The sequence below is a fragment of the Roseburia sp. AM16-25 genome (genome assembly GCF_003473825.1).
Classification (GTDB): domain Bacteria; phylum Bacillota; class Clostridia; order Lachnospirales; family Lachnospiraceae; genus Pararoseburia; species Pararoseburia lenta.
In genome coordinates this window covers 1-371 of sequence record NZ_QUCW01000003.1, presented here as the reverse complement: position 1 = coordinate 371, position 371 = coordinate 1, and the positions used below count along the sequence as shown (strand labels likewise).

At 47.7% G+C, this 371-nt stretch carries 3 tRNA genes; all 3 read right to left on the bottom strand.

Features of this window, described 5'->3' with window-relative positions:
- Nucleotides 1-33: 33 nt before the first annotated feature.
- The 3 genes from DW183_RS07480 to DW183_RS07470 all read right to left on the bottom strand — a co-directional run bounded on the left by DW183_RS07480 (nucleotide 34) and on the right by DW183_RS07470 (nucleotide 295).
- Nucleotides 34-106: transfer RNA gene (locus DW183_RS07480), tRNA-Phe, on the bottom strand.
- A gap of 6 nt (nucleotides 107-112) precedes the next feature.
- Nucleotides 113-186: transfer RNA gene (locus DW183_RS07475), tRNA-Met, on the bottom strand.
- A gap of 27 nt (nucleotides 187-213) precedes the next feature.
- Nucleotides 214-295, bottom strand: a tRNA-Tyr gene (locus DW183_RS07470).
- Nucleotides 296-371: the final 76 nt, after the last annotated feature.

The window sequence follows — 371 nt, the reverse complement described above, 5'->3', positions numbered from 1 at the left end:
TGCCGATGCAGATGATAAAACGGATATAAAAAGTGCCCAGTTCCGGAATCGAACCAGAGACACGAGGATTTTCAGTCCTCTGCTCTACCAACTGAGCTAACTGGGCACAAAATTGCGGGAATAGGATTTGAACCTATGACCTCCGGGTTATGAGCCCGGCGAGCTTCCAGACTGCTCCATCCCGCGATATTTAATTAGATGAGCAATGCTCAATGGGTGGTGGTGGATTCGAACCACCGAAGCAAGATGCAGCAGATTTACAGTCTGTCCCCTTTGGCCACTCGGGAAACCACCCATATTAAGTTATAATAACTTAACAAGCCGATGATCGGACTCGAACCGATAACCTGCTGATTACAAATCAGCTGCTC